Raw genomic sequence first — 6,994 nt, 5'->3', positions numbered from 1 at the left:
CCCCTGAAAGGCGCCTGCGTCCACGCCCGTCTTCTCAGGGGCGCGGGGAACTGCGCGAGCGACCCCCGACCACCCGCGCCCGAAACTCAAGCTCACCGCCCCGAAACTCATGCTCACCGCTCCGAAACTCAAGCTCACCGCTCCGAAACTCACGCTCGCCGTCCCGAAACTCGGGCTCGCCGTCCCCGGGGGTTGCGCGATCCGTGGGGGATCGCCGTATGATGAACCGAACGAATGGTCGGTTGGGAAGGTGGGAGGAAGATGCGGGACCTGGAGTCCTACTTCGACGCGACGATCGCGCGTGACCAGCGGATCGAGCCGCGGGACTGGATGCCGGAGGCGTACCGCAGGACGCTGGTCCGCCAGATCGCCCAGCACGCGCACTCGGAGATCATCGGCATGCAGCCCGAGGGCGAGTGGATCACCCGGGCGCCCTCGCTGCGCCGCAAGGCGATCCTGTTCGCCAAGGTCCAGGACGAGGCCGGGCACGGCCTGTATCTGTACTCGGCCGCGGAGACCCTCGGCGCCGACCGCGATGACCTGACCCAGCGGCTGCTCGAAGGCCGCCAGAAGTACTCCTCGATCTTCAACTACCCCACCCCCACCTTCGCCGACGTCGGCGTCATCGGCTGGTTCGTGGACGGCGCCGCGATCTGCAACCAGGTGCCGCTGTGCCGCAGCTCGTACGGCCCGTACGCGCGCGCCATGGTCCGGGTCTGCAAGGAGGAGTCCTTCCACCAGCGCCAGGGCTACGAACTGCTGATGACGATGATGCGCGGCACCGACGCCCAGCGCACGATGGTGCAGGAGTCGGTGGACCGCTGGTGGTGGCCGTCCCTGATGATGTTCGGCCCGCCCGACGACGACTCGCCCAACTCGGCGCAGTCCATGGCCTGGAAGATCAAGCGGCACAGCAACGACGAACTGCGCCAGCGCTTCGTGGACATGACCGTGCCGCAGGCCGGGAAACTGGGCGTCACCCTGCCCGACCCCGAACTGCGCTGGAACGAGGAGCGCGGCCACCACGACTTCGGCACCCCCGACTACAGCGAGCTGAAGCGGGTCATCAGCGGCGACGGCCCGTGCAACGCGCAGCGCATGGAACGCCGTACCAGCGCGCACGAGGACGGCGCCTGGGTCCGCGAGGCCGCCACCGCCCACGCCGCCAAGCAGGCGGCCCGAGCCCGTGCGGAGGCCGTGGCATGACCGGTGCGCAGAAGCCCCAGACGAAGGACGGCTGGCCGTTGTACGAGGTGTTCGTGCGCGGCAAGCGCGGACTCAACCACGTCCATGTCGGCTCGCTGCACGCGGCCGACGACGAGATGGCCCTCACCCACGCCCGCGACCTCTACACCCGGCGCAACGAAGGCGTGAGCATCTGGGTGGTGCGCTCCGAGCACATCGCGGCCACCAGCCGCGACGAGAAGGACCCCTTCTTCGCGCCCAGCGCCGACAAGGTCTACCGCCATCCCACGTTCTACGACATCCCCGAGGATGTCCCGCACATCTAGGAGCCGAGGATGAGCGACACCATGACAGGCGGGCGGCGATGAGCGACGACCACGTCTACCTGAGCCTGGCCGAGGGCCATGACGACAGCGACGCCCGCTGGGCCTTCGGCACCGGCTTCGAGGACCCGCTGCACGGCGTGGACACCACCGTCCCGCCCGGCGTCGACGCCGCCGGACTGGCCGCGACCTGCGTGGCGCTCGGCGATGACGCCCTGGTGCTGGCCCAGCGGCTCGCCGAGTGGGTCACCCGCGCGCCCGAGCTGGAGGAGGAGGTCGCGCTCGCCAACATCGGCCTCGACCTGCTCGGCCAGACCCGGCTGCTGTACTCCCGCGCGGGACAGGCCGACGGCACCGGGCGCGGCGAGGACGCCTACGCGTACTTCCGCGACCCCGACGCCTTTCGCAACGTACGCCTGGCCGAACTCCCCAACGGCGACTTCGCGTTCTCGATCGTACGGCTGCTGCTGTTCGCCAGCTGGCGCCTCGCGCACCTCACCGAGCTGTCCGCCACCGCCGATCCGGTGCTCGCGGCCATCGCGGCCAAGGGGGTCAAGGAGCTGGCCTACCACCGGCAGTACGCCGCCGAGTGGGCCGTACGGCTCGGTGACGGCACGGACGAGTCCCGGGCCCGGATGACGGCCGCGCTCCAGGCGCTGGCGCCCTACCAGGAGGAGCTGTTCCGCGCGTACGACGCCCGCGAGCAGGTCTGCGCCGACCTGAAGCAGGTCCTGGACGCCGCCGGCCTCCCGCTGCCCCGCCCGCCCGCACTGCCCGGCGACGGACGGCACGGCGAACACACCGCCCACCTGACCCCACTGCTCACCGAGTTGCAGGCCCTGGCCCGAGCCCACCCGGAGGCGACATGGTGACCGACATGGCCGATGCCGCGCCCGGCCTGACGACCGGTCCGGCGACCGACGCCGCCGGTGACACAGCGACCGTCCTGACCCGTGCCCGCCGCGCCCGGCACATCGCCGAGCGGGTGCCGGATCCCGAGCTGCCCATGCTCACCCTGGCCGACCTGGGCGTCCTGCGGGACGTGCGCGTGGAGGCCGACGGCACGGTCGTCGCCAGTCTCACCCCGACCTACTCGGGCTGCCCGGCGATGGCCGAGATGCGCGCGGATGTCGCGGCGCGGCTGCGCGAGGGCGGGTTCGAGCGGGTGGCGATCCGTACGGTGCTGGATCCGCCCTGGACCACCGACTGGATCACCGAGGCCGGCCGCCGCAAGCTCACCGAGCACGGCATCGCCCCGCCCGGCGCCGCCCCGCGCCACCCGGCGGGCCCGGTCCCGCTGGTCCTCGCCCCGACCCGGCGCACCGTCCCCTGCCCGCGTTGCGGCTCCGCCGACACCGAGGAGACCTCCCGGTTCGCGGCCACCTCGTGCAAGGCCCTGTGGCGCTGCCGGGCCTGCCATGAGCCGTTCGAGTACGTCAAGGAGATCTGATGGCAGAGGTGACGGCACCGACGGGTGCCACCGCGCCGACGGCGGGCCCGCCGACCCGGAACGCCGGGGGTCCGGCGGCGTCCGGGAGCCGGGCGCCTGCGACCGAGGCGCCCGCGCCTGGCGCTGATGCGCCCGCGTCTGGCGCCGACGCCGTCAACGCCGTCGCGCCCGGCGCCGACACCCCCACCCCCCGCCGGAGGCGTCCCGCCTTCCACGTCCTGCGGATCGCCTCCGTGGAGCGGCTGGTGGAGGACGCGGTGGCTGTCACCTTTGAGATTCCCGAGGGCCTGGTGGCGGAGTTCGCCTTTCGGCCCGGGCAGTCGCTCACCCTGCGGCGTCAGGTGGACGGGCGGGACGAGCGGCGGTCGTACTCGATCTGCTCGCCGGCCGGGTCGGTGCCGCGGATCGGGGTGCGGGAGGTGCCCGGCGGGTTCTTCTCGTCCTGGCTGGTGCGGGGCGCCCGGCCCGGGGACACCGTCGAGGTGATGGCGCCCACCGGCCTGTTCACACCCGACCTCGCCACCCCCGGCCACCATGTCCTGATCGCGGCGGGCTCCGGCATCACGCCGATGCTCTCCATCGCGGAGTCCGTGCTGGCCGCCGACGACCGCTCCCGGGTCACGCTCTTCTACGGCAACCGCCGCAGCGACACCGTGATGTTCGCGGACGAACTGGCCGACCTGAAGGACGAGTACCGTACGCGCTTCCAGCTGGCCCATGTCCTCTCGCGCGAGCCGCGTGAGGCGGACCTGCTCTCCGGGCGGCTCGACGGCGAACGGCTCGCCGCGCTGGTCGAGGCGCTGATCGACGTCCCCGGCGCCGACCACTGGTGGCTGTGCGGCCCGCACGGCATGGTCCGTGACGCCCGCGAGGTCCTCGGCCGGCTCGACGTGCCCCGCGAGCGGGTCCATCAGGAACTGTTCTTCGCGGACGACGTGGCGCCCGCGCCGCTGAGGCGGGAGGACGCCAAGGCCGCCGGCCCGGTCAGCGAGGTGACACTCACCCTCGACGGCCGGTCCACCACCGCCGCCCTGCCCCGCGACCGCAGCCTGCTCGACTCCGCCGCCCGGGTCCGCTCCGACGTGCCCTTCGCCTGCAAGGGCGGAGTCTGCGGCACCTGCCGCGCCCGCGTCACCGACGGCGAGGCCGACATGCGCCGCAACTACGCCCTGGAACCCGCCGAGGTCGACGCCGGGTATGTGCTCACCTGCCAGTCGTATCCGGTGTCGGAGAAACTGACGGTGGACTTCGACAGCTGAGCGCTCCGCTGGGGGCAGCGGCGGCGCCCAGCGTCTGCCGGGTCGCTGTTCGGTGGGCGGGTTTCCGGCTCGTCGTGGTTGTTCGCGCAGTTCCCCGCGCCCCTGAGGGGCAGGCTTCGCCTGCCGCCCCTGAGGGGCAGGCTTCGCCTGCCGCCCCTGAGGGGCAGGCTTCGCCTGCCCTGCCTCGTCCTACTGTGCCTTTCCCTCCGGCCTGCTGAAGCCCATCACCTGTTCCACCACCTCGTCGCTCAGGCTCGGGGTTGTCAGGGGTGGGTTGTCGGGGCGTTGGCGGAGGCCGTTCAGGAGGATTTCCAGGTAGCGGCGCCAGATGTCGGGGCGCATGCCCTGGGTGAAGCGGCTGGATCCGGCCAGCATATGGACGATGACCGGGAAATCGGAGGGCGTCACCTCCGGGCGCAGGTCGCCGCTCTCCTGGGCGCGTTCGATCAGCTCCGCCAGGAACGGGCGCATGCCGCCGCGGGCCCGTTCGATGGACGCGGAGCTATGGGTGCCCATCATGATCACTTCGTGCAGGCCGCGGTTCTCCGCGAGGTCGCCCGCCATCAGGACGAGGAAGTCGACCAGGCCCTGCCAGGGGTCGGGGTGGGCCAGCGCCTTCTCGGCCGTCTCCTGACGCATCCGCAGATCGTGCTCGAACAGCGCCCGCACCAGCGCTTCCTTGGTGGGGAAGCGGCGGTACACGGTGCCCACGCCCACGCCCGCGTGCCGGGCCACGTCGTCGAGCGTGACCTTCAGCCCGCGCTCCCCGAAGATCTCCCGTGCCGCGTGCAGGATCTTCTCCCGGTTGAGCGCCGCGTCCCGCCGCAGCGGACGATCGCCGTCCGGCGAACCGGCGCCTCGGGACATCTCAGTCATGACCTCATGCTAACCATGGCCGCTGTGTGCCCGGCGCGGTACCGGGGCCCTGGCGGTCAGGCGGTCAGGCGGTTGGCAGTCGGCAGTCGGCAGTCGGCAGTCGGCAGTCGGCAGTCAGGAGTCGGGCCGCCCGACTTCCCTGTGCGCAGCTTCTTGACACCGGTTGTGGCGCTGCCTTTACTTACCAAGCACGAAACGACCAATCGTTCGGTCGGTACTGCCCTCTCCTGGTCCACACGGCCGCGGACGTCCCCTCATCCCGTCGGCGGAAGGCGGCCGAGGCGCCACCGTGCCTCCGCCCTCCGTGTGCGTCGCCGCGCCTCGCTCCCGCCCCCCACACCCGGTGCCGGAGAGCGAGGCCCGCCGCCCTTGTGGGCCCCCTTGCGCACGCCCGTTCCCGCCGCGCTCTCTCCGACGGCTCCGCTCACCCCTGTCAGGAGACACCACACATGACCCTCGACCGAAATCTGTCCCAGGCACTCAGCCCGCCACGGGTCCGCCCGCTGCGCGTGGCCACGGCGAGTTTCATCGGCACCGCCATCGAGTGGTACGACTACTTCATCTACGGCCTGGCCGCGGCCATCGTCTTCGGCCCGCTGTTCTTCCCGTCGGTCTCCCCGGCGGCCGGCACGCTGGCCTCCTTCGCCACCTACTCCGTCGGCTTCCTGGCCCGCCCCGTCGGCGGCATCGTCATGGGCCACTTCGGCGACCGGGTGGGCCGTAAGTCCATGCTGGTGATCTCGCTGCTCACCATGGGCCTGGCGACCGTCGGCATAGGCCTGCTGCCCACCTACGCCACCGTCGGCGTCTGGGCGCCGATCCTGCTGGTCACCCTGCGCTTCATCCAGGGCATCGGGGTCGGCGGCGAGTGGGGCGGCGCGGTGCTGATGGCCGTCGAACACGCCCCGGAGCGCAAGAAGTCCTTCTACGGCAGCTTCCCGCAGATGGGTGTGCCGGGCGGACTCATCCTCGCCAACCTGGTGTTCCTCGGACTCACCACCAACCTCAGCGGCGAGGCGTTCCTGTCCTGGGGCTGGCGGGTGCCGTTCCTGGCCAGCGCGGTCATGGTGATCGCCGGACTGGTGATCCGGCTGACCGTCACCGAGAGCCCGGACTTCGAGCGGGTCAAGAAGGAGCGGTCCGAGCGGCGGATGCCCATCGCCACCGTGCTGCGCGAGAACTGGCGCGAAGTGTGCCTGTCCGCCGGGGCGTTCATCGGCATCAACGCGGTCGGCTACATTTTCATGGCCTATCTGCTGGCCTACACGACCACCGTGCTGGAACTGAGCCGCAACCTGATCCTCACCTTCACGCTCATCGCCTCCCTGGTGTGGCTCGCGGTCATTCCCGGGGCCGCCGCCCTCAGTGACCGGCGCGGCCGGCGCCCGGTGCTGCTGACCGGCTCGATCGGCCTGGTGGGCTGCGCGGCCCTGCTCTTCCCGGTCATCGACACCGCCGAACCGCCTCTGATCCTGCTGGCATTGCTCGTCACCGCCGTGTTCATGGGGGTGGTGTACGGGCCCATCGCGGAACTGTTCTCCGGCCTCTTCAAGGCCGAGGTCCGCTACAGCGGGGCCTCGCTCGGCTACCAGGTGGGCTCCATCCTGGGCGGCGGTATCGCCCCGACCATCGCCACCGGCCTTTACACCAACTGGTCCTCGACCACCCCGATCACCTTGTATCTGACCGGGGTGACCCTTGTGAGCCTCATCTGTGTCTGGGCGGTCACCCGCCGGACGCGCTGAACCCCGTACCCCCTGTTGCTCGTCCTGTCCCAGGGCTTCCTCCGCCCAAAAAGTGGAGATGATCTCTCCATATGGGGCTCGCCATGAGGTGCCCGAGGGTGGGAGACGGACCGGATCCACAGGGCCGTGCCCACCCCCGCCGTCCTGAGGACCGGC

7 protein-coding genes are annotated in these 6,994 nt (G+C 71.4%); 6 read left to right on the top strand and 1 reads right to left on the bottom strand.

The genetic code is table 11. The features are described 5' to 3' along the window. The first annotated feature begins 261 nt into the window (after window positions 1-261). From paaA to paaE, 5 genes are read left to right on the top strand one after another with little or no spacing between them, the layout of a single operon-like run. Window positions 262-1,206 carry a 1,2-phenylacetyl-CoA epoxidase subunit PaaA gene (gene paaA, locus ACFXAZ_RS33690; protein WP_384598890.1) on the top strand — a complete coding sequence of 315 codons (945 nt, stop codon included), beginning with the start codon at window positions 262-264 and terminating at the stop codon, window positions 1,204-1,206. After that, window positions 1,203-1,511 (top strand): 1,2-phenylacetyl-CoA epoxidase subunit PaaB, encoded by a 309-nt coding sequence (paaB, locus tag ACFXAZ_RS33685; RefSeq protein ID WP_384598887.1) that lies wholly within the window; start codon window positions 1,203-1,205, stop codon window positions 1,509-1,511. Before paaA ends, paaB begins: the two co-directional genes overlap by 4 nt. A 38-nt stretch (window positions 1,512-1,549) precedes the next feature. Next, a complete protein-coding gene (paaC, locus tag ACFXAZ_RS33680) occupies window positions 1,550-2,380 on the top strand; it encodes a 1,2-phenylacetyl-CoA epoxidase subunit PaaC (RefSeq protein ID WP_384598884.1) in 831 nt (276 codons plus the stop codon). Next, entirely contained in the window at window positions 2,374-2,958 is a 585-nt protein-coding gene (paaD, locus tag ACFXAZ_RS33675; protein ID WP_384598881.1) for a 1,2-phenylacetyl-CoA epoxidase subunit PaaD, read from the top strand. The genes paaC and paaD overlap by 7 nt, the downstream gene beginning before the upstream one ends. After that, window positions 2,958-4,217 carry a 1,2-phenylacetyl-CoA epoxidase subunit PaaE gene (gene paaE, locus ACFXAZ_RS33670; protein WP_384598879.1) on the top strand — a complete coding sequence of 420 codons (1,260 nt, stop codon included), beginning with the start codon at window positions 2,958-2,960 and terminating at the stop codon, window positions 4,215-4,217. The genes paaD and paaE overlap by 1 nt, the downstream gene beginning before the upstream one ends. A gap of 189 nt (window positions 4,218-4,406) precedes the next feature. On the opposite strand, the gene ACFXAZ_RS33665 is transcribed toward paaE, so the two are convergent. Further along, on the bottom strand, window positions 4,407-5,093 hold the full coding sequence (locus ACFXAZ_RS33665) for a TetR/AcrR family transcriptional regulator (protein ID WP_384598876.1): 687 nt from the start codon (window positions 5,091-5,093) through the stop codon (window positions 4,407-4,409). Window positions 5,094-5,542: 449 nt separating this feature from the next. Between ACFXAZ_RS33665 and ACFXAZ_RS33660 the strand changes: the two genes are divergently transcribed. Then, entirely contained in the window at window positions 5,543-6,838 is a 1,296-nt protein-coding gene (locus tag ACFXAZ_RS33660; RefSeq protein ID WP_384598873.1) for an MFS transporter, read from the top strand. Window positions 6,839-6,994 lie beyond the last annotated feature (156 nt).

It is taken from the genome of Streptomyces sp. NPDC059477 (assembly GCF_042749375.1).
GTDB lineage: Bacteria > Actinomycetota > Actinomycetes > Streptomycetales > Streptomycetaceae > Streptomyces.
Note: the sequence above shows the minus strand (reverse complement) of the source record. Positions and strands in the feature narration are given on the sequence as shown.